The organism is Blautia sp. NSJ-175, assembly GCF_022867815.1.
GTDB classification, from domain to species: domain Bacteria; phylum Bacillota; class Clostridia; order Lachnospirales; family Lachnospiraceae; genus Blautia; species Blautia celeris.
The window spans coordinates 287,197-308,652 of sequence record NZ_JALIFQ010000004.1; the positions used below are offsets into that span (position 1 = coordinate 287,197).

The 21,456-nt window shown below is 46.9% G+C and carries 17 protein-coding genes; 13 read left to right on the forward strand and 4 right to left on the reverse strand.

The window, feature by feature from the left end; all coding sequences use genetic code 11:
* Window positions 1-8: 8 nt before the first annotated feature.
* The 13 genes from MUB35_RS08725 (at window position 9) to MUB35_RS08780 (ending at window position 15,766) form a co-directional block, all read left to right on the forward strand.
* Entirely contained in the window at window positions 9-1,835 is a 1,827-nt protein-coding gene (locus MUB35_RS08725; RefSeq protein WP_148393407.1) for a cache domain-containing sensor histidine kinase, read from the forward strand.
* The gene (locus tag MUB35_RS08730) at window positions 1,810-3,087 is read left to right on the forward strand and encodes a response regulator (protein WP_244806070.1); all 1,278 of its coding nucleotides are present in this window, start codon (window positions 1,810-1,812) and stop codon (window positions 3,085-3,087) included. The genes MUB35_RS08725 and MUB35_RS08730 overlap by 26 nt, the downstream gene beginning before the upstream one ends.
* Window positions 3,088-3,160: 73 nt before the next feature.
* Window positions 3,161-3,412, forward strand: a complete 252-nt coding sequence (locus MUB35_RS31010; RefSeq protein ID WP_442863162.1) for a helix-turn-helix transcriptional regulator — start codon at window positions 3,161-3,163, stop codon at window positions 3,410-3,412.
* A 166-nt stretch (window positions 3,413-3,578) separates the two neighbouring features.
* Entirely contained in the window at window positions 3,579-4,916 is a 1,338-nt protein-coding gene (locus tag MUB35_RS08735) for an ABC transporter substrate-binding protein (RefSeq protein ID WP_244806071.1), read from the forward strand.
* Window positions 4,917-5,064: 148 nt separating this feature from the next.
* Window positions 5,065-5,949 (forward strand): carbohydrate ABC transporter permease, encoded by an 885-nt coding sequence (locus MUB35_RS08740; protein ID WP_148393404.1) that lies wholly within the window; start codon window positions 5,065-5,067, stop codon window positions 5,947-5,949.
* Window positions 5,950-5,951: 2 nt separating this feature from the next.
* Window positions 5,952-6,788 (forward strand): carbohydrate ABC transporter permease, encoded by an 837-nt coding sequence (locus MUB35_RS08745; protein WP_227210227.1) that lies wholly within the window; start codon window positions 5,952-5,954, stop codon window positions 6,786-6,788.
* A 17-nt stretch (window positions 6,789-6,805) separates the two neighbouring features.
* Window positions 6,806-8,200 carry a glycoside hydrolase family 32 protein gene (locus tag MUB35_RS08750; protein ID WP_244806072.1) on the forward strand — a complete coding sequence of 465 codons (1,395 nt, stop codon included), beginning with the start codon at window positions 6,806-6,808 and terminating at the stop codon, window positions 8,198-8,200.
* Window positions 8,201-8,826: 626 nt separating this feature from the next.
* Window positions 8,827-9,705, forward strand: a complete 879-nt coding sequence (locus MUB35_RS08755; RefSeq protein ID WP_244806073.1) for an Rpn family recombination-promoting nuclease/putative transposase — start codon at window positions 8,827-8,829, stop codon at window positions 9,703-9,705.
* Between the two features lie 417 nt (window positions 9,706-10,122).
* Entirely contained in the window at window positions 10,123-10,506 is a 384-nt protein-coding gene (locus MUB35_RS08760) for a VOC family protein (RefSeq protein ID WP_033140236.1), read from the forward strand.
* A gap of 12 nt (window positions 10,507-10,518) precedes the next feature.
* Window positions 10,519-11,595 carry a Gfo/Idh/MocA family protein gene (locus MUB35_RS08765; protein WP_244806074.1) on the forward strand — a complete coding sequence of 359 codons (1,077 nt, stop codon included), beginning with the start codon at window positions 10,519-10,521 and terminating at the stop codon, window positions 11,593-11,595.
* Window positions 11,596-11,665: 70 nt separating this feature from the next.
* Window positions 11,666-12,715, forward strand: coding sequence for a 16S rRNA (cytosine(1402)-N(4))-methyltransferase RsmH (rsmH, locus tag MUB35_RS08770; RefSeq protein WP_244806075.1), 1,050 nt, complete (start codon window positions 11,666-11,668; stop codon window positions 12,713-12,715).
* A 157-nt stretch (window positions 12,716-12,872) separates the two neighbouring features.
* A complete protein-coding gene (locus MUB35_RS08775) occupies window positions 12,873-13,724 on the forward strand; it encodes a metallophosphoesterase (protein WP_244806076.1) in 852 nt (283 codons plus the stop codon).
* Between the two features lie 20 nt (window positions 13,725-13,744).
* Window positions 13,745-15,766, forward strand: coding sequence for a response regulator (locus MUB35_RS08780; RefSeq protein ID WP_244806077.1), 2,022 nt, complete (start codon window positions 13,745-13,747; stop codon window positions 15,764-15,766).
* 87 nt (window positions 15,767-15,853) lie between these two features.
* Here the strand turns inward: MUB35_RS08780 and MUB35_RS08785 are convergent, their stop codons facing one another.
* The 4 genes from MUB35_RS08785 to MUB35_RS08800 all read right to left on the reverse strand — a co-directional run bounded on the left by MUB35_RS08785 (window position 15,854) and on the right by MUB35_RS08800 (window position 20,841).
* Window positions 15,854-16,471, reverse strand: a complete 618-nt coding sequence (locus tag MUB35_RS08785) for a sugar O-acetyltransferase (RefSeq protein WP_033140230.1) — start codon at window positions 16,469-16,471, stop codon at window positions 15,854-15,856.
* A gap of 6 nt (window positions 16,472-16,477) precedes the next feature.
* Entirely contained in the window at window positions 16,478-17,965 is a 1,488-nt protein-coding gene (malQ, locus tag MUB35_RS08790) for a 4-alpha-glucanotransferase (RefSeq protein ID WP_244806078.1), read from the reverse strand.
* Window positions 17,966-18,114: 149 nt separating this feature from the next.
* Window positions 18,115-19,788, reverse strand: coding sequence for an alpha-glucosidase (locus MUB35_RS08795; protein WP_244806079.1), 1,674 nt, complete (start codon window positions 19,786-19,788; stop codon window positions 18,115-18,117).
* 123 nt (window positions 19,789-19,911) lie between these two features.
* Window positions 19,912-20,841 (reverse strand): helix-turn-helix domain-containing protein, encoded by a 930-nt coding sequence (locus MUB35_RS08800; protein WP_054351045.1) that lies wholly within the window; start codon window positions 20,839-20,841, stop codon window positions 19,912-19,914.
* Window positions 20,842-21,456 lie beyond the last annotated feature (615 nt).

Below are 21,456 nucleotides of genomic sequence, written 5' to 3' on the forward strand. Positions count from 1 at the left end.
ACAGTAACATGATACCGCATATCAAAAAAAGAATGAAAAACATGAAGATCTTCAACAAAATGTTTCTTTCCTGTCTGTTGGTCACACTGCTGATCTCTCTGATCTCTGGAGGGATTACATATTATATCGCATCAGATATTATCCTGAATAAGACTGTGATGCAGACAGAGGAGACCATTAAGCAGATTTCAGAGAATTACGATTCCTTCATGAAATTGGTTTACAATAAGCTGGACTATCTGGCATTTAACCCAACGGTACAGGAAGAGCTGATATACGGAAAACCGGGGGAGGACGAGGAAGGATATTACAGCGGAACCAGAAAATTAAAACGTCTGATGGTCCAGATGTTCAACAGTATCCATATGGAAGATATGGAAATATACGGAGAAAACGGAAAAGAATATTTCTGTTCGATTCTTTATCAGGCACCGGATCTGCCGAACACAGAGGAATTAAAGCAGACGGCCCGGGAACGCATGGGTGCTATTGTATGTGTTAATGATATCGGTACCAGCGGGAATCTGCAGGTGGTGAAGGAGATCAAAGATATTCTCTCCATGCAGTCTCTGGGAATCCTGCGCACATCCATCCGTCTTTCCGCTCTGGAGCGTATCCAGCACAATGTGGATTTCGCGTCTTCGGGTAAAATCATTCTTTTGGATGACAACAACAAGATCATCCTGGGGGAAAAATCAGAGCTTACAGACAAAGCGGATGACTTATTTGTAAAATGGGATGATTCCTTCCGTTATGAAATTGAGGGTGCGCCCTATCAGGTGATATACCAGGTCTCAGAGTATACAGGATGGAAAACCATAGGAATCCTTCCTGACAAAGAAATTAGTAAATCCCTTATGCCTCTGCAGACAGGAACCGCGGTGGCGGCAGTACTGGGTATTCTTCTGAGTCTGGCCCTGTCAGTCATTATGTCTTACTTTCTTGTCCGTCCGATCACCAGTACAGTGGGGGCACTGAAAAAGTTCTCAAAGGGCGATTTCAAAGTCCGCCTGGAGGAGGAGAGGAAAGACGAATTCGGAGAGATGAATCAGGTGTTCAATTCTACGATCCAAAAGGTGGAAAAACTGCTGGAAGAGATTGCACACAGCCGTGTTTTAAATAAAGAAATGGAATTCAAAGCCTTGCAGGCACAGATAAATCCTCATTTTCTGTACAATGCCCTGGATACCATTAACTGGATGGCACATAAAGAGGGCAAGGATGACATCTGTGATATGGTCAGTGCCGTGAGCAATCTGCTTCGTATCAGCATCAGCAACAAGGAGGCTGTATTCACAGTGGAAAAAGAGCTGCGGTATGTAAAGGATTATCTCTATATACAGAAGACACGGTACCGCAACCGCTTTGAAGTGGTCTTTGACATAGCCCCTGAAATCTATCAGCAGCTTATTCCAAAGCTCACCATTCAGCCTTTGGTGGAAAATGCCATTGTCCACAGTGTTGAAGTGAGCAGAGAGAAGGCGGAGCTCACAGTGAAAGGGCACAGAGACGGCGATGTGGTTCTGATCTGTGTCTCGGATACCGGAGTGGGTATGTCGGAGGAGACAAGGAAGGCACTGCTCATGGAGCCGGGCAGCGCGGACAGGCAGAATATCAATACAGCCCATACGGGACTGGGGGTCTATGCCGTACATCAGAGGCTGAAATATCTGTTTGGGGAAGGGTATGGGCTGGCTGTCCAGTCAAGTCCCGGAGAAGGGACATGCATCACAATACGGATTCCGTTCCAGATGAGTACAGATGAAGTTTACGCGCGGGCAGAAAATTTAGCGGATAGGAGGCCTGAAAATGGATTTGAAAGTCCTGATTCTTGATGATGAATATATAATACTGGACGGCTTGTGTTCCTTTCCCTGGGAGATGTATGGCTGCTGTGTGGTGGGAAGCGCGGAGGATGGCGCGGAGGGGCTGGAGCTTGCGGCCAGGCACCATCCGGATATTATTCTGAGTGATATTAAAATGCCGGGCATGAACGGGCTGGAATTTTCAGAGCAGGTAAAAAAAGAAAGCCCGGATACGGAGATCATCCTGTTGACCGGGTACGATAATTTTTCGTTTGCCCAGCAGGCACTGCGCATCGGTGTCTGTGAATATCTGCTGAAGCCTGTGAACTTTAGAGAGATGCATGCAGTCATTGAACAAGTCTGCAGCCGCATCCGCCTGCGCAATAAGCAGAAAAAAGACTATTCGGAAATGAGAAAAAAGTACCAGCAGACACTGCCCATGGTTAGAAGCAAGCTTATCTCTGATTTAATATACGGCAGGTTTCGCGATCCGGCTGACATGGCTGTGCGCATGGAGCTTCTCAATATCAGAATGGAACAGCACGTCTTTGTCTATGCCCGCATTACAAGCGCCGGGGATGGGCAGACAGCGGATCTGGAGCCGGTCCTGTATGATTTTGTGGTGTGTAATATCTGTGAGGAATTTCTGAGGCAGACCAGTGTACAGGTATATTCCGAGACAGACACCCTGGGATATTGTTTCATTGTGGTCTATCCAAAATCCATGGACGGAAGAGACTGTGTCAGCCACTGTGTGCAGGCCTGTGAAGAGATACAGAAAAATATAAAGGATATCACTATGGGGGATATTTCATTCGGGATCAGTCTTGCACAGACAGATCCCTACTCTGTAAACATGTCTTACAAACAGGCAGTGGAGGCATGTGAACAGTGTGTGTACATGGGAGAGGATTCCAGTATACTGGAGTATACGGATGTTGCAGATGTGCAGATGAATACCTGGAATATCACGGAGGGGGAACGAAAACGGCTTTTTTCAGAAGTTGCAAGGGGAAATATTGAGACTGCCAGGAATTTTGCCGGGCAGATCTTTGAGGGGTGTGAGGATCTGGATGTCATGCGGTATGCGGCTATGGAACTGCTCATCAGCTGCTTTCAGTATCTGGGAAATGAATCCCAGAAGTTTCGGACCGCTGTGGAGCGGACTTCTGTTCTGACAGAGAGTATTGAGAAGATGTATTCCTGCCATACACGCCGTGAACTGCTTGAATATCTGAAAAAGTCACTGGGTTTTCTGGCGGACCAGAACAGGGGGGGGTAAGCTGGACAGGAACCAGCAGACCGCACAGCGTATTTTAACATATATTGAAGAGCATTACAGGGAAGACCTTTCCCTGGATTCCCTTTCCGAGTATTTTAAGATCAGCAAGACATATATCAACCGGCTGCTGAAGAACAATACAGGGAAAAGCTTTCTGGAAATCCTGCTGGACTGCAGACTTGTAAAGGCAGAACAGCTCATTTCAGAGAACCGATATAAAATATACGAGGTAGCGGAAATGGCAGGCTACCATGACCTGAGTTATTTCATACGGGTATTCAAGAAAAAATACGGAGTGACTCCCAATGTATATCGCAGGATATAGGAAAAATGTGCACACTTATAATAAAGTGTGTGCATTTTTTTTATTGTTTTGTTTCCGTATGTCCGGTTTTTACCACTTTTTTGCATATGGATTTTTCGCGTGTAAATTTATAATATGAGTATCAATAAAAGAGATACACAAACCGGTATTTCAAAGGAGGAAAGATATGAAAGTAAAAAAAATCGCAGCATTGGCACTGGCCGGAGTAATGGCATTTTCCACATTACTTACAGGATGCGGAGGGGAAAGCAGCTCCCAGACGGGAGAGACAGGAAAGAAGGCAGCAGATGCATCAGAAAAATCATCGGGTGAACGCAGGAAGATAACAGCGCTCCTCAGATGCAGTGAGACATCCACAAAATACATTATTTTGAAGAAACTGCTGACGGAGTTCAGTGAGGAAAAAGGATTGGAAGCTCCGGAGTTTGAGCTTGTCAGCAGTGATGCAGACTATGTGACAAAGCTGCAGCTCTACATCAACAGCAATGCGCTGCCGGATATTTACGGATGCGCCAACGGCGCTCTCTCCAAAGCAGCAAAAGATATAAATGCGATTGTGAATGTGGGAGAGGAGCTGGAACGTATTGGGGTGAAAGACAATATGAACGGAGCTGTGTATGACTTTTTCAAAGATGCAGAGGATGGTAATGTGTATCTGTTTCCGGAAAGCCTGAACTGTGAATTCTTCCTGTACAGGAAAGATATTTTTGAAAAATATAACCTGGAAGTGCCTGAGACATGGGACGATTTCCTGGATGTCTGCAGGACTTTGAAAGAGAAGGAAGAAATTCCGCTGATTGTGGCCGGAAAAGAGAACTGGCAGCTTATGAGATATCTCTCTTTTGCACCATGGCGTATGACAAAAGACCGGTTTATCATGGACTACATTGGGAAGAAAGAAACATTTTCTGAAAACACAGCGGCAAAAGAAGGCGTGAATCTGCTGTATACACTGGGAACAGAAGGTTATTTCCAGGGAGGATTTCTCAGCACAGATTACACGGCAGCTACAGACCTGTTCTTTGGCGGCACGGGCTGTATGTGGTACAGCGGCTCCGGTCAGATTTCACAGGCAAGCGACATGTACAGCAAAGGTGAGCTGGGATTCTTCCCGGTGCCGGATGTGGCAGGCCAGGAGAATATGGAGACAAATATTCCTATTCACGGCGGATTCGGTACAGCCTTCAATGCCCAGACCTATGATGATACCATGAAAGGATTTTTCCAGTATATGTGTGAAAATTATTCTGACTCCTGTTATAACGATGCAAAGGTGTTCTCACCGTTCAATGATGAGATTCCTGAGGGATTAGATCAGATGTTCTACGATCTGCAGCCACTGTTTGAGACAGCAACGGACGCCTGGGTATCCTGGGATGACAAGCTGGATTCCGCTACCTTGACAAACCTGGTGGATGAGCAGCAGAAATTAGCACAGGGTAAAGAAAAACCTGAAGAATTTGAGGCGGCAGCAGACCAGTTCATCATCAATAACAGTAAATAAGAATTGCAGGAGACAGGTGCAATTTAAATATCAGGCGCCTGTCTCATTTTCTGCCTGTAAATGCCAAAATAAGGAGATTTTTCGGTAACGGTTCACGGAATGGACAGCAACATTTTCTCCCGGCATATGACAGAGAAAGGAAGATATTATGCAAAAATCGTTTGGACGTAAAAAAGTGATCATGATGTTCCTGCTGCCCGCCTTTATTGTGTACACCCTGTTTGTGGTAGTCTCTGTTGTCTGGGCAGGATACTACAGCCTTTTTGATTGGAGCGGAGTGGGAGAAAAGAATTTTTTGGGGATTCAGAATTACATACAGCTTTTTACAAATGACCCGACTTTTTGGGCCACAGTTGCCCACACATTGCTCTATACCGTCATCTGTGTTCTGATCCAGGTGTTCGGCGGGCTGCTGTTTGCCGTGTTTTTGAGCAGAGTGACAAAGTTTAGGGCAGGGCTGCAGACCTTGTATTATGTGCCGGTAGTAATCTCCTCAGTGGCTATCTGCCAGATATTCACAAAGCTGCTGTCTGTGACACCGCCGGGGGTCATCAACTCTGTGCTTGGTTTTTTTGATCAGAATCTTCTTTACATGGAATGGATATCCAATGACTCACTTTCCCTCCTTGTTGCGGCATTTGTGGAGGGGTATAAGTATCTTGGGCTTTATATGGTTATATTTTATGCCGCTCTTATCGGCGTTCCGAAGGAACTGGAGGAGGCTGCGATCATGGACGGTACCAATGTGGTGCAGCTATACCGGCACGTGAAAATTCCGTATATCAGACCCGTCATCATCGCCAACTGCGTTCTGGTGCTGAACGGCTCTCTGCGTTCCTTTGATATCTCCTTCCTTCTGACAAAAGGCGGGCCAGGAAATTCATCGGAGCTGATGTCCACATATATGTATAAGCAGGCATTTTCCAGTATGAAATACGGGTACGGAAGCGCAGTCGCCATGGCGATCGTGGCGATCTGTCTGCTGGTTGGCTTTGTATTCAGAAGAGTTACGGAAAGGGGGGAGGAAGCATGAATATGAGGACAAAAAAGAATATCTTTACCGGATGCAAAGTGCTTGCAGCCGCGCTGCTGCTGGTTTTCCAGGTATATCCCATCTTTTACGTGATCATGTCGAGTATGAAGACAACGGAGGATTTCCGGCACCTGGCCTCCTATGCGCTTCCTGGGGCGATCAATTTCAGCAATTATATAAAAGTATTCACCACAAGTCCCATGCTGACTTACTTTAAGAATAGTATCATCATCACAGTTGGGGTGCTGATCCCGCTGCTTCTGATCAGTTTTATGGCGGGATTTGCTCTCAGTAAGATCCGATTTAAAGGGAATAAGAAAATATTATCCTATTTTCTTTTGGGACTGATGCTGCCGTTTCAGGTAGCGCTGATTCCGCTGTTTACTATTTTCAGCAAGATGAATATGCTCAATACATATCCTGCTATTATACTGCCGCAGATCGCGTTTTCTCTTTCCTATTCCATCCAGCTTTTTTACTCATTCAGCAAATTTCTGCCGGATGAGATTGTGGAGGCAGCCATTATAGACGGATGTACACCTATGAAGACATTTTTCAGGATCATTTTCCCCATGTCAACCAATTCTATCCTGACAGTGGCTACCATGCAGGGAGTCTTTACCTGGAATGATTTTATCAATGCCTATACCTTTACACGTTCTACGGATATGAAAACAGTGACACTGGGACTGAATGATTTTGTGGGATTTATGGGAACTACGGACTGGGGTGCGACTTTTGCTGCCATCACGGTAACTGTTCTGCCTACATTCCTGTTCTATTTTTTTACCAATAAATATATGTTAAGCGGACTGACAGCCGGTGCTGTCAAAGGCTAGAAAGAGAGGATTTTATTATGAACAAGCTTTACTATCAATTCCCGGATACCTGGTTTGGAGATTGCATGCCTTTTGGCTATAAGGACAAATTTTTCCTTTACCATCAGAGAGATACCAGAAAGCCGGGGCCCTTTGGCGAACCCTTTGGCTGGGACCTGGCGACTACCTCGGATTTTGTAGCGTATCAGGACTGCGGTGTGGCAGTGCCCAGGGGAACAGATGAGGAACAGGACCAGTTTATTTTTGCTGGAAGTGTGTTTGAAGCGGAAGGAAAGTTTCACATTTTTTATACAGGATACAACAGGGATTATCCGGCACAGGGAAAAGCGTCCCAGGTGCTGATGCATGCTGTGAGTGATGACCTGTATCACTGGACAAAGACACAGGAGGCGCTTACCTTCTGTCCTCAGGAGGGATATGACCCGGATGACTGGAGAGACCCTTTTGTCATCTGGAATGAGGAGGCACAGGAATACCTGCTTATATTGGGGGCACGTAAAATCGGGCCTAAGACAGAACAGACAGGACGGACTGTAAAGTTTACATCAAAAGATTTGAAAAACTGGGAATTCCAGGGGGATTTCTGGGCACCCGGACTATATACCATGCATGAAATGCCGGACTTGTTCAAAATAGGAGACTGGTGGTATCATATCATCTCTGAATACAGTGAAAAGAATAAAATCATCTACCGCATGAGCAGAAGTCTTGAGGGGCCCTGGATCGCTCCGTTGGATGATGCCTTTGACGGCAGGGCCTATTATGCCGGAAGAACGTTCTGCCTGAATGGGCAGAGGATACTCTTTGGCTGGGTTCCCACAAAGGAAGACGGTGATGACAGGAAGAACTTTGAGTGGGCGGGAACCTTTGTGGCACACGAGATATACCAGCGCCAGGATGGAACTCTTGGCGTAAGAATACCGGAAACTGTATGGAATGCATTTGGGGAGCGGGAGCACATTTCCGATGTAAAACTGGATAGTCCCTATGCCAGGAAAGAGAAAGTGCTTGCTGAGACATGCGGTGATCTGTATTCTTTTGAGGCTGATATTACCTTCGGGGAGGGAACCAGGTCTTTTGGAATCCGTGTTCTGGAAAAGGAGGAGACAGCGCAGTCTTACCAGTTTATTTTCCCTGTAGGGGAGAATAGATATGTCTTTGAAAAGAACCCCAACTGGCCCTGGTTTGGGTGCATGAACATCGGCCTGGAACGCCCGATCACGCTTCGGGCAGGGGAGACTTATCATGTGCGGATGATATTGGATGATACTATTGTAACTCTGTATGTGAACGGTGTGGCTCTTAACAGCAGAGTTTATGAAAAGCCGGGGGATGCACTCAGCATATTTGTCACAGACGGCACCATGGAGGTAAGTAATATTTCCATTGCGAGAGGACTGGAGTGTGTTTGAAAATGAGTAACCGTCCAGACAAGCTGAACCGTTACGCATTTAGTCATTAAAATTTGCTTCGCGATGCACAGATATGTAGCATTCTGCTCCATATCGCGCTGGCCGCCTCGGAATTTTCATGCCCTCGGTCTGAAAACACCTCCCGGGACAATAGCATGTGAACGGCCGCAGCTTTTCCTTGCTTTACAGATAATTTGAAGGAATACTTTGGGTTTCGTATGTAATCTTAAGGAGTCTGACTACGGTTTTTTCCCGCTTTACAGATAATTTGAAAGAAATCTCTAATTTTATTATGTAATTTCAAAGAGCTCAATCAAGTTATTAGCTTGTTTTACGAATAATTCCGAAAAAATTTGGGGGTTTGGTATGTAATCTTAGGGGATTTGCTTGCTAATCCTCCTATTTTTACAGATAATTCCGAAAAAAATCTTGGGATTTATATGTAAATCAAGAAATTTAGCTGACAGGTGCCCTTTCTTTACAGGTATCATCTCAAACTCAGGTGCTTTTCATATGATATGTGAACTGTAAGTGCACAATCTGCAAATGCTGATTTTTATATGGTGTAATAAAACAGACTGTGCTATAATCAAAACAGAATTCCTCTGCCTGTGCGGAGGTTATATATGAATCAAAACAGAAAACTGGCACAACTTTTATTTAAGGATAATTTTATGTTCGGTGCAGTTATGGTGCATGAGGAAATCTGCCGTGATTTTCTGGAATTAGCTGTAGGCTTTCCAATCGAGAAGGTGGAGATCAGCAAAGAGAAAAGCATGATCTACCATCCGGAATACCGGGGCATACGGCTTGACATTATCGCCCGGGATGAAAACAGGACCCACTATAATGTGGAAATGCAGGTAGCAAAAAAATCCCATCTGGGAAAAAGAGCCCGATATTATCACAGCCAAATGGATATGGAACTGCTGCTGACCGGAGAAGACTACAGGGAACTTCCTGCGGCCTATGTGATTTTTATCTGCGATTTTGATCCATTCGGGCAGAAAAAGTACCGCTATACTTTCCAAAACATCTGCACGGAGACAGGCTTATCCATTGCAGACGGAAGCACTACTATTTTTTTAAGCACATGCGGAAACAATACGGCAGAGGTGCCTGAAAAACTTGTTAAATTTCTTGAATTTGTCAGAGCCGGCGAGGCAGACAGTACCCGGGACTACCAGGACAGCTTTATCAGAAAGATCCAGAAGTCCATGGAGGATATCAGAAGCAGCCGGGAAATGGAGGAGAAGTTTATGCTGCTGGAAGAGTTATTGAAGGATGAACGTGCAGAAGGCAGAGTGGAGGGCAGAGCAGAAGGCAAAGCGCTGGGCAAAGCGGAATCTATCCTGCTTTTGCTGCAGGATTCAGGTATGATACCGGATGAACTCAGAAGCAAAATCCTGGAGGAACAGGATACGGATATCCTTTCAAAATATCTGAAGCTGGCGGCACGCGCGGAGTCAGTTGCAGAGTTTATGAAAGAAATGGATAAAATCTAAACGGCGTTTCAAAATTATCATATAAGGATGCTGCGGCTATTTGCCTGCAGCATCCCTGTCTTACAATTCTATGCCATATCCGGCATATGACAAACCCTATCATCAATTATATTTGTAACCATCCGGCCGTCAGAAGCATTCGCGGCATTTGCCTATGAAAAAACGCTTTGCCACGGGGCAGATATCTGCTTCCGTTATTCTTATGTACGGTCAGTGCACAAAATGCGAAGGACCCGACCGGACAGTTACATATATTTTTATATGACGGGCAGAGGAATTCTGATAGCCAGTTTCCCCGAATTATGATAGTATAAAACTACACGATTGCCCCACAGCAGAATGCCGGGCATGATCGGTTGCGCCAGAAAATAGTATAAGAAAACAGTACAGGCATCACATAAGAAAAGGAGAATGCATATGATGAAAAATTACGTTACAGGACTGCAGCATATTGGAATTCCCACAAATGATATAAAGAAAAGTCTTGAGTTTTATGAAAAACTGGGATTTGAAAATATTTATCAGGTAAAAAACGGGGCAGAGACTGTGGCCTTCCTGAGATATGAAAATTTAACACTGGAAATATATGAAAATGGTGCTGCGTCGGAGCGTGACGGCAGTGTGGATCATTTTGCGCTTGACACAAAACATGTGGAAGAGCTGTATGAGAAAATGAAACAGGAGGGATATACCATGCTGACTCCGGGAATCAACAGTCTTCCTTTTTGGGAAAAAGGAATCAAATTTTTTATCATTGAAGGGCCAAACAGAGAAAGAATCGAGTTCTGTGAGATTCTGTAGGAGGAGATGGGTATGAAAAGAGCAGTATTTGGTATTGTGGGCGCCGGATGGAGGGCTGAATTTTTCCTGAGGGCGGCAAAAGAGCTTCCGGAATTTTTTCATGTGAGCATTGTGGTGGAGCGGAATCCGGAAAAAGCAAAACGGCTGGAGCGTCAATGGGGCGTTAAGGTTCTGCCTGACCTGGATGCGCTTGCCAAGTGCAGGGAAGAGGTGGAATTTGTGGTCATGTGCCTCTCCCCGGATGTGATGCCGGCGATGCTTAATAAGGCTTCTGATCTGGGCTTTTATGTGCTCAGCGAGACATTTGCGCTGAACTGCGCAGATGCCATTGAGGAGTATTATCACGGAATCAAGGACCCATCCAGAGTGCAGTTCGCAGAGCAGTATTGGCTGCGGCCCGCCCATATGGCGAGGATGGCTGTCATTGAATCGGGAAGGATCGGCCGTGTGACACAGGCACAGATTTCCGTGGGCCATGGATATCACGGTGTCAGCCTGCTCAGAAAATATCTGGATGTGGGATTTGAAAACTGTGTGATTCGGGCATGGGAATTTGCCAATCCCATTGTGGAAGGCCCGGGACGCGCCGGATATCCTGAGAAAGAGCAGATCATACAGGACAGACAGCAATTTGCAGTGCTTGATTTTGGCGGCAAATGGGGCGTGTTTGATTTTACGGAAGAACAGTATTTTTCAAAAATCAGGGGCAGCAGAGTGCTGATCCGAGGTGACAGAGGCGAAATAGAAAACAATACCGTCCGCTGTCTGAAAGATTACAAAACACCGGTGGAATACAATATGACAAGAAGCGGTTCCGGTATAGACGAGGGCCTTGGCGCCCCGGTCATAGAGGGAATCCAGGCAGCCGGAGAATGGCTGTACCTTAATCCATTCGGAAGGCCGAGACTCAGTGACGAGGAAATTGCCGTAGCAGATACTGTCTGGAAAATGCATCAGTATGTATGCGGTGGTGAGAGCTTCTATTCCCTGGAGGAAGCCTGTCAGGACCAGTATCTTGACTGTATGATAAAAAGCGCAGTCAAGTCAGGGGAGAGCGTAAAGACCCGGAGCCATAGCTGGACAAAATAAGGAAAAGACAGGTTCAGCAGCCGGGAGAACGGAACAGTTCCCCATTTTGTATATAAAAGGAGCAGCAGCAATGGAAAAGAAAGAACAGCAGCACAAGCGCCGTGTCCGCTATAAAGGCACCCATCCAAGAAATTATAAAGAAAAATATAAAGAACTGCAGCCGGAGAAATACGCGGATACCATCCAAAAGGTCATTGAAAAAGGCAGTACACCTGCCGGAATGCACATTTCCATTATGGTAAAGGAAATCCTGGATTTTCTGCAGATACAGCCGGGGCAGACAGGTCTGGATGCAACCCTCGGGTACGGCGGACACACGTCGGAAATGCTGAAATGCCTGCAGGCAGAAGGCCATATTTATGCCCTGGATGTGGACCCCATTGAGATGGAAAAGACGAGAGAGCGGCTGCAGAAAAAAGGATACGGCCCTGAGATACTTACCATCATACAGAAAAATTTCGCTGATATTGACCAGGTGGCAGAACAGGCCGGAAAGTTTGATTTTGTTCTGGCGGATTTGGGTGTTTCCTCCATGCAGATAGACAATCCGGACAGAGGATTTTCTTACAAAACGGACGGGCCTCTGGATCTGAGGCTGAACCCCAAAAAGGGTGTCTCCGCTGCGCAGCGCCTTAAGGAAGTGACCCAGGAAGAACTGGAGGGAATGCTGGTAGAAAATTCAGACGAGCCTTTTGCAGAGGAGATCGCCAGGGCTGTTATGCAGGAATTTAAAAAAGGAAATGAGGTGTCCACCACCACACAGCTTCGCAGAATCATCGAAAAAGCACTCTGCCGTGTACCCGAAAAGGAGCGGGAGGAGGCTGTGAAAAAATCCTGCCAGAGAACCTTTCAGGCACTCAGGATTGATGTGAACAGCGAGTTTGAGGTGCTGGAAGCCTTTCTGGAGAAGCTGCCCGATGTTCTGGCAGAGGGCGGCCGCGCGGCTATTCTGACCTTTCATTCAGGGGAGGACAGGCTTGTGAAAAAATCCTTCAAGCAGCTTTGCAAAGCAGGTGTATACAGGGAAGTATCCACAGAAGTGATCCGGCCGTCCGCAGAGGAATGCAGAAGAAATCCACGTGCAAGGTCTACAAAAATGCGCTGGGCCGTCAAAGCATAACAAGAAGCTTAAAGACCACGGCATGGAGATTCATAAGTAATTATGGCCTCCATGCCGTTTTTTGTAACATGGCTGTCACAACTCTTTTTTATCCTTTAACAGGATGGATGAAGAAAACGATTTGATTCCATACTGAGAAAGGGAGTATAAATGAATTATGAAAATATTAAAGAAACTGATTTTCGCCGTTTGTCTGTTATTTCTTCTGGCCGCAGGTTGTATCTTCTATGCATTTCGGATCGAACCGTTCCGGATCAGCGTCAATACCTTTGCCATGGGGGCAGAAGAAAGCAGTGCAGAACCTGTAAAGATCGTTCAGATCTCAGATATTCATATAAAGGAGGACTTCACATACAAAAATCTGGAGAAAATAGTGGAGAGATGCAATCGCCTGTCACCGGATTTTGTTGTCTTTACAGGAGATTTATATGATAATTATGCAAAATACAGCGATGACAGCCGCATTATCTCCGAATTGAAAAAGCTGCATGCGGAATATGGAAAGATCGCCATATGGGGAAACAGGGACTACGGTGGCGGTGCGGTGCGAAAATATCAGGAGATCATGGAACTTTCGGGGTTTACATTACTTAAAAATGAGAGTATGTTCATTACAACGAAGAACGGGAAAAAAATACAGTTTACAGGTCTGGATGATTCTCTTCTGGGGCAGCCGTCCATGCCGGATATGACCGGAACGGACGCGGCGGATTTTAAGATCCTCCTGACCCATGAGCCGGACAGCGTCCTGACGTTTCCGGACAGCGGTCATCCACTGATCTTAAGCGGGCACAGCCATGGAGGGCAGGTCAGGATTCCGTTTCTTCCCTTTGTAAACGAAAGGGCCGTGGCAGCTACCTCCCTCTCCTCCAAATACAGCGGAGGGATGTACCGGGTGGGAGAGGAGGGGAAACAGAAGCTGTATGTAAATACCGGACTTGGGACTACCCATATTTCCGCCCGCTTTGGTGTGGTTCCGGAAATCACAGTGTTTGAAATTTATATCTGAATATTGGGGAGAGAGAACATATGAAGGTTTTGATCGCAGAAGATGATGAAAATATGAGCCGTATTTTAAAGCTGTATCTGGAGAGAGAGGGGTACACCGTGCAGACTGTTTTCAACGGGGAGGACGCGCTTGATTATTTTGAAACGGATGGGGCGGACCTGATGATCTTAGACTGGATGATGCCCGGAAGAGACGGACTTTCTGTGTGCAGGGAGATCCGCCGTATGAAAATTCCGGTGAAGATCATCATGCTCACCGCAAAGTCAGCAGCAGCCAGTGAATTACAGGGCCTTGTCACAGGGGCAGACGATTATATCAGGAAACCTTTTGATATGGAGATCCTGCTGGTGCGCATAAAAAAACTGTGCAATATGGAATCCATCCTGCGCTGCGGAGCGGTTTCCCTGAATCCCCAGACTCATGAGGTGCGGATGGACCAAAAGAAGGTGGATCTGACGAAAAAGGAATACGATCTGCTTCATTATTTTCTCGTGAATAAGAACATGATCCTGTCCAGGGAACAGATTCTGGACAGCGTCTGGGGGATGGATTACGCAGGGGATGTGCGGACCGTGGATACGCATATCCGGCGTCTGAGAAAAAAATCGGTGATTCCTGCATCAAAACCAGTTTTGGCTCAGGCTATAGGATGGAGGAAGCTTATGAATAAGCTATCACAAAAATTCATGGCAGGCATTCTTGTCATACTGTCCGTTTCCACCTGTGCATCAGCCCTGTTAAACGCCGGTTTTGTGGATAAATATTATCTGCACCAGAAAAAAAAGAGTCTCTCTGAGATCTGCGGCAGGCTCATGGAAGCAGTGGATGACGGCGTACCCTATGAAGAGGCAATTCGGGAAATTGAGGCGGAAAATAAAGTGATAGCCGTATCCGCAGACAGCCGCAGCTCGGACAATGACATGATCAATTATGAAATAAGAGATGCTTTTCAGGTAAAAGGTGTTGGGTTTCAGAAGTTCTGGCTGTGGGAAGAAGATTACAAAGAGGTGATGCGCGGGAAGAACAGAATCCGCCTCTACAGCCAGGAAAAATTAAATTACAGTCTGCTTGTGGAATACGCTGCCGGGGACTCCAGACTGTTTTCAGTTGCCATGATCCTTCCTGATATAAAAGATGCGGTCCGGATTATGAACGCATGTACGGTATCCATCAGTTTCCTTACCATTTTACTGTCTCTTCTGTTTATTTTTATTCTGGTGAGAAGGGTGACCGCGCCGCTGAAACAATTCGATGCCTTTGCTGCCTCCATGGGAAGAAACGAATTTCATCCGCTGGAGATCCAGACGAATGATGAACTGGAGAGGGCAGCCGCCAATCTCAATGCCATGGGAAACCAGATCACGGCCTACCAGAAATCCCTGCAGAATAAAAATGAACAGATGGAACAGCTTCTGGACAATGTCGCCCACGATCTGAAAACGCCGGTTTCCCTGATCAGGCTCTATGCAGACGGGATAAAAGACGGTCTGGATGACGGCACCTTTCTGGACACGATCATGCAGCAGAGCAGTCAGATGGACCGGATGATAAACAGGCTGCTGTTTTTGACCCGCATTGAGAAAAAAGAGCCATCCCTTGAACCATATGATCTCAGTGACATGCTGCAGGATATCCTGGAATCCTGCACGCCGCTTTCGAAAGAGCAGAATCTGGAATTTGTCCCGGATATCCAAGCGCAGACTGTGGTGACAACAAACGGAGAGTGGATGGAATCTGTTTTTTCCAACCTGATTACAAACGCCGTAAAATACGATTCCGGTCATAAGATATGGATCACCCTGCAGAAAAGCGCCGGACAGGTGGTTTTCACTATAAAAAATGAGTGCCGGAAGGAACATCTGGATCTGGAGAAAATATGGGATCCATACTATGTGGGAGAGCAGTCACGCAATAAACACCTTTCCGGGACAGGACTGGGCCTTACGATGGTGAAGAAAATGGTGCAGAAGCTAAACTACGAGATAACCTGTACCTTAGAAGACGAAATGCTCTCTTTTATCCTGAAGATACCCCTGGATTGATCCAAAGAGACATCGGATCTTCCGGAACGATAAAACCCGTACCAAAAGACTGCCGTAATGCAGCCTTATGATACGGGCTTTTTATGCTTATTCTGTAATCTCTCCGCCGGTCTCAAAGAGGCGGTCTTTGAAATAATATTTCTTATCCTCATCCGTGATCTCTTTGATGACTCTGGCCGGATTTCCCACGGCCACGCTGTTGTCCGGGATATCCTTTGTGACAACACTGCCGGAGCCGATCACCACATTGTTTCCAATATGCACGCCCGGATTGATCACCACATTGCCGCCTACCCAAACATTGTCACCGATGGATATTCCGATACCATATTCCCAGCCGGAATTTCTGGTTTCCGGGTGCAGGGGATGGCCGGCAGTGTAGATGGAGACATTGGGGGCAAACATAACATTTTTTCCGATGGTCACCTTAGCGACATCTAAAATCACACAGTTGGCATTGGCGAAGAAGTTTTCACCTACTTCTGTGTTGCTGCCGTAATCAAAATAGATGGGCTGTTCCATCCAGACATTCTCTCCGGTCTTTCCCAGCAGTTCCTTTAAGATGGCAACTCTTTTTTCTCCCTGGGAAGGGCGGCACTGGTTAAAGTCATAGCAAAGCTCTTTTGCTTTTGCACGCTCTTCGGTAAGCACGGTATCTGCCGGGTAGTAGAGCATTTCTTTCAGCATGCGTTCTTTTTGCGTCATAATCTGTTACCTTTCATAAATTCTTGTGATTTTCCGTATCCGGTTCTGTAAATCCTGCGAAAATTCACCGGGCAGGAGCCGCCACTTCCAGTTTTCACCCAGAGTGGACGGGGTGTTCATGCGGCAGTCATTGCCAAGGCCCAGGTAATCCTGCATGGGGATGATGCACAGGCGTGCGCAGCTTCCCATGACCCGGCAGATGACCTCCCAGTACAGACTTCTGTCTGCAGTAGTGTAGTCGTGCAGGTAATCACGCAGCATTTCCTTTTCCTTCGCTGAAATATCCTGGTACCAACCATTTAATGTGGCATTGTCATGGGTGCCTGTATAGACCACGGAATTCTCAGGATAATTGTGGGGCAGGTAGTCACTGGCACATCCCGTATCCCTGGTGTCAAAGGCAAATTCAAACACTTTCATGCCGGGAAATCCGCTTTCCCAGACCATATGGCGCACAGAATCGGTCACATATCCCAGATCTTCGGCAATGACATCTCTCCAGCCAAGGACTTCCTTCATTTTGTTGAAAATCTCTATGCCGGGGCCTTTTTCCCAGTGCCCGTTCCAGGCGGTGGTGTCTCCGTAGGGAATGGAAAAATATTCGTCAAATCCCCGGAAATGGTCGATTCTCACCACGTCATAGAGCCGGAAGGTGTAGGAGAGACGTTCCATCCACCAGGCAAATCCGGTGTTTCTATGGTAATCCCAGCGGTAAAGAGGATTGCCCCAGAGCTGGCCGTCTGCGGCGAATCCATCGGGCGGACAGCCGGCTACAGCCACGGGCACATTATCTTCGTCAAGCTGGAACAGCTCCGGATGTGCCCAGGTATCAGCACTATCGTAGGCAACATAGATGGGGATATCCCCGATGATCCGGATGCCCTTTTGGTTTGCATAGGATTTCAGCTTCTGCCACTGGCAGGTGAACTGAAACTGCATATATTTGTAAAATTCGATATCAAAATACAGTTTTTCCCTGTAGTAGTCCAGGGCATATCCATAACGTTTTCTGATATCCTCCGGCCATTGGTCCCAGCATTCATCCCCGAAGAAATTCTTCACTGCCATGAAGAGCGCATAGTCCTCAAGCCACCAGGAATTATCGGAACAAAAAGTCAGAAAATCCTGATTCTGTGATACATTGCTCCGCTCGTATGCTGTGCGGAGCAGTTTAAAACGCGCTTTGTATATCTTTCCGTAGTCCACAGACCTGGGATCGCTGCCGAAGTCAGCATCGTCGCATTCTTCCTGCGAGAGTACACCCTCGCTGATCAGAACCTCCAGGTCAATAAAGTAAGGATTGCCTGCATAGGTGGAGAATGACTGGTAAGGTGAATCTCCGTAGCTTGTGGGACCCAGAGGCAGAATCTGCCAGTATTTCTGCCCGGCAGATGCGAGCTGGTCCGCAAATGTATAGGCTTCTTTTGAAAAACAGCCGATTCCGTAGCCTGACGGAAGGCTGGATATGGGAAGTAAAATTCCGCTTTCTCTCATAGGTAAAACCCCCTGATCGTATTCAGAGCCGGCGGATGTACCGCTTGGGCTTATGGGGTTATTTTATCATAGATGCAGCGGAAATGGAAACCTATTTGTAACGAATCAGCAGGTCTGCCCGTAACTGTGAGGGTACCCAACCGTTACATTTATTTCTCCAGTTCCAGCACCAATACCTGGTAGCTGTGTAAGGTTATGGAATGATCTGTAAGGTTCATATCAGGATAGTTGTTGATCAGGACCTTTTTGCAGGCAGCAGGCAGTTCTATGGTCTGCTCCTCCTTCTGGTAATTGCCGATCACAAGCAGGTCCTTGTCACCTCTGCGGAAATAGGACATAAGGTTGTGGCGCTCCTCGAGATAGGGAACCAGCTCCCCGTACACTACGGTTTCCTGATATTCCGGATCTTTTCTCAGGGCGATCAGTGCCTTATAGAAAGCGTACACGGAATTTTCATCATGGATCTGGGATTCCACATTGATCTCTGTGTAGTTGGGATTGAGGATAAGCCATGGTTTACCTGTAGTGAAGCCGGCGTTCTCCCGGCTGTTCCACTGCATGGGAGATCTGGCGTTGTCACGGTTGTAGGTTGCCATGATCTTCAGCGCCTCTTCCTCAGAATATCCGGCCTCCCGTGCTACGTGGTACTGGTCAAGAGCGCTGATATCGTCAACCTCCTCCAGTGGGATCACACCCAGGTTTTCCATGCCGATCTCCTGTCCCTGATAGATGAAAGGAAGGCCTTTCAGCATGAAATACAGGGCAGCCAGCATTTTTTTGCTGGTATCGCAGCAGTCACCTTCCGGAATATAGTAGCTGACACCCCGGGGCTCGTCATGGTTTTCAATGATGTTGGATAAAAATCCGATGTCACCTACGCGCTTTTGGGAGTGGAAGCAGCATTTCTTGTAGTCATCCGGTGTGATGCGTTTACAGTCATACCATCCCTTTTCACTCTTGCCGAAAGAGGTTTCGGCAAAGTCAAACATGGAGGAGAAGTAGCCGTTGTCTCCGATGAAATCAGGAATCTCCTCTTCTTTTTCATTGAACACTTCACCTACCGTAAACGCGTCGTGGGGCTTGAAGGTGCGGTCACGCATTTCGCCCAGAAATTCACCAACCCCTGTGGCATCCTCCAGCATATTGTCAATGAGGCTCAATCCGTCTTCGCGGTCAACCGGGTAATCTTTGTAAGGAAGCTTTTTCTTGATATTGATGATCGCGTCAATGCGGAACCCGCCAAGGCCCTTGTCCAGCCACCAGTTGATGTTTTTGTAAACCTCTTCCCTGACGGCTTCGTTTTCCCAGTTCAGGTCCGGCTGTTTTTTGTGGAACACGTGCATGTACTGCTTGTCCGGGCGTCCGGGAAGGGGTTCCCACACAGAGCCGCCGAAGTAGCTTCTCCAGTTGCAGGGCAGTTCGCCTTCTTTTCTGTCCTCTATGTAGAAGAAGTTGCCGTATTCCCCGTCCGGGTCCGCGCAGGCCTTTTGGAACCATTCATGTTCATCGGAACAGTGGTTTACCACCAGGTCCATGAGAATGTACATACCGCGTTTTTCTGCCTCTTTCAGCAGGTGGTCCATATCCTCCATGGTGCCGAAGGAGGGGTCGATTTTATAGTAATCCGAGATATCATAACCCTGGTCTGCAAAAGGAGATGCATAGATGGGGGAAATCCAGATGATGTCCACACCCAAATCCTTTAAATAGTCCAGCTTGCTGATGATGCCCGGCAGATCACCGATGCCGTCTCCGTTGGAATCATAAAAACTTTTTGGATAAATCTGATATGCCACTTTGCCGTGCCACCATTTTCTTTGCATGTTCAATATACCTCCGTATGATCGATCTGATTTTTGGCAGCTTTCTTCTGCCGCCTGACGAGGATTATTATACTGACATTTGACACGGTTTGTCTTACGAATATTTGATTAAAAACTACGAAATTATGACTTTTCGCTGCGGAAAGTTTTTCTGTACTGCAGAGGTGTGGAGCCGGTCTTCTTACGGAACTCCCGAAGAAAATTCCCAAGATTGTTGAAACCGCAGTCCAGGCAGATGTCCATGACCGGCAGTTCCGTGTCCTGGAGCAGGGTGATGGCACGGCCGATGCGGTATTCATTGATATAGGTGACAGGCGTCCTGCCGATGGCCTTTTTAAAAAAGCGGCAGAAATACTGTTCGTTCATGCCTGCCTGCCGGGCCAGGTCGTGGATATAGAATTTTTCCTGATAATGTTCATGGATGTAAGCCAGGGAATTTTTGATGATTTCCACTCTGTAATCATCGGTTTTCTCCTGTGTGGTCAGCAGTCCCTCACCTGCCAGAATACCCAGTATTTTCAGGAGGCCGGCCCGGATAAAGAGCTGGGAGGGCAGGTCTTCCGTCACCGTCTGCCCTTCCTTTGAGAGGTAGGAACCACTCTGGTAAAATACATTTACAATATCCAGATATTCTTTTTTGACTGCAGAAAAGGCGGGGTCCTTAGGACTCAGACACAGGGGGAAATAGAGTTTTTTCTTTAACAGGGGCTGGAGGATACGGCTCTGGGCGATATCATAATTGTCAAAACTTAAAATGCGAGGGTGAAAGAGCACGGCAGATTCCAGGCAGGCGGACTTTGGATGGATGGAATGCAGATCCCCGGCGTTGATGAAATAAAAACACTCCTCCTGTATGTGATAAGTCTCCATATTGACATCCAGTTGGAAGTCTCCTTTCATAAAATACAGGATTTCCACCTCGTCATGCCAGTGATGTTTTACTCCTTCCCAGTCTGTGACCTCGAAGATTTCATAGAGGCCGCAGGGAAAAGAGGCTGTGCCGTGGTCTTTCTGCTCCTTCAGATCCATATCAGAGTTGTCCGGTAATTTCATATGCTCCCCGCCTTTCCAGGGGCGTGTTTGTAACCATTTTAACGATTTGCGCCCCGTACTAAATCATTCTGATAAAAAGCATAGCACAGAATATTGGGAGCAACAAGGAAAATATGTGGGTATATGGCTGAACCGGACGTCATGGGGGCATGGGTATCTCTCACGCAGACACCCGCAACGCTCAGTCAAGCTAACCGTTAACTGCAACTAAGAGCACTCGGGAGAGCCCTCGTGTCTAAGTTTCCGTAAACGGTGGATCTTGCCATCGCTAAAAGCGCGGGAATGCCTGCATGAGAGATACCCATGCCCCCATGACTGTGCGTTGGAAGCGAAAGTTTTAAAATATTTTGTTTTTGAAATCTTCCGTTATCCAATATACAGTCACCCGGCCCCTGGCATCTCTTACGCAAACATTTGCCCGCGTATTTAGGGAGGACGAGATCCACCGTTTACGGAAACTTAGGCGCGAGGGCTTTCCCGAGCGTCTTAGTTGCAGTTAACGGTTAGCTCGGCCGAGCGTTGCGGGTGTTTGCGTAAGAGATGCCAGGGGCCGGGTGACGTCCGGTTAGGAAAAAACTTAAATATCCTCTTGACTCTGACGGAGCGTCATAGTGT